Below are 1060 nucleotides of genomic sequence, written 5' to 3'. Positions count from 1 at the left end.
ACCGTTATGCACCAATTTGAAAACCTTCGAGAATGAATAAGAAAAAAGAAACAGAAACTAAAAAACAACATTTTGTTCCAAGGACTTATCTAAAGAATTTTGGATTTAAAAAAAATGATGATTTTTATGTAAATGTTTTTCCAAAGAATAAATCAATTGACAACTTATTTGAAAGCAACATAACAAATATATGTGCTGAGAATCATTTGTATACATTGACAGGAGACTACGAATCAAGACAATTATTAGAAAACATTTATTCTAACATTTTCGAGGTTGAATATCCCAGTTTATATGAAATTTTGACAAATGACAATATTTTTGAAGTATCACCCGAAAATAAAAAATCTATCATTTCAGCCATTATAACAATGTTTTACAGAACAAAAAAATGGTTAAATGAAATAAATAATTTCAATGACAAGAGTTTAAGTAAGGTTTATCAAATTTGTAAGCAATTCAATGTAGATTACTACACTGACCCTAATGGAAATAAAATTAGTATTAAAGGAAAAAGTATTGAAGAATTAAAACAAACTAAGAAAAACGAGACTCGAATTCCATTTGTTTTAACTCAACTTAAGACAGCTCTTAGATTAATCGAAATAAAACAAAAAGACAATCTAAATGTGTTTAAAATAGAAGGCAAAAATGAGTTTATAACTTCAGACAATCCGGTTTTCGCAAGTAATATAAATAAAGTTCAAACTATACCTTTTGACATAGACAATGCTTATTATCTTCCTATTAGCAACAAATATTTATTATCAATTTTTCCAAATGAAGATTTATTAAAAAATAATAGAATTATAAGAATGGTTATGAGCGATGACCAGGTTAAAAAAATGAATAAGAGACAATTGTTAAATTGTGACAAATTTATTATTGGTTCAAAAAATGAAATAATAGAGACAATTAAATGATAAAAATCGGTGCATAACAAAGTGTAAATTTCAGAGCGGGGTCGGTGGTTTTCGAGCCGCGGATTCTCGCATGAACGTCACGTCCTACCGGACGCTGACGCTCACCGAAATCCGCTCCGCAACTTACACCAACCGTT

1 protein-coding gene is annotated in these 1060 nt (G+C 28.8%); it reads left to right on the top strand.

Features of this window, described 5'->3' with window-relative positions; translation table 11 throughout:
* Nucleotides 1-32 precede the first annotated feature (32 nt).
* Complete coding sequence (locus tag K5G00_RS29445) at nt 33-923, top strand: DUF4238 domain-containing protein (RefSeq protein WP_238770219.1); 891 nt, start codon at nt 33-35, stop codon at nt 921-923.
* The last annotated feature ends 137 nt before the right edge of the window (nt 924-1060 follow it).

It is taken from the genome of Maribellus maritimus (assembly GCF_022267315.1).
Classification (GTDB): domain Bacteria; phylum Bacteroidota; class Bacteroidia; order Bacteroidales; family Prolixibacteraceae; genus Draconibacterium; species Draconibacterium maritimum.
The sequence above is the reverse complement of the archived record's forward strand: the minus strand, read 5'-3'. Positions and strand labels throughout refer to the sequence as shown.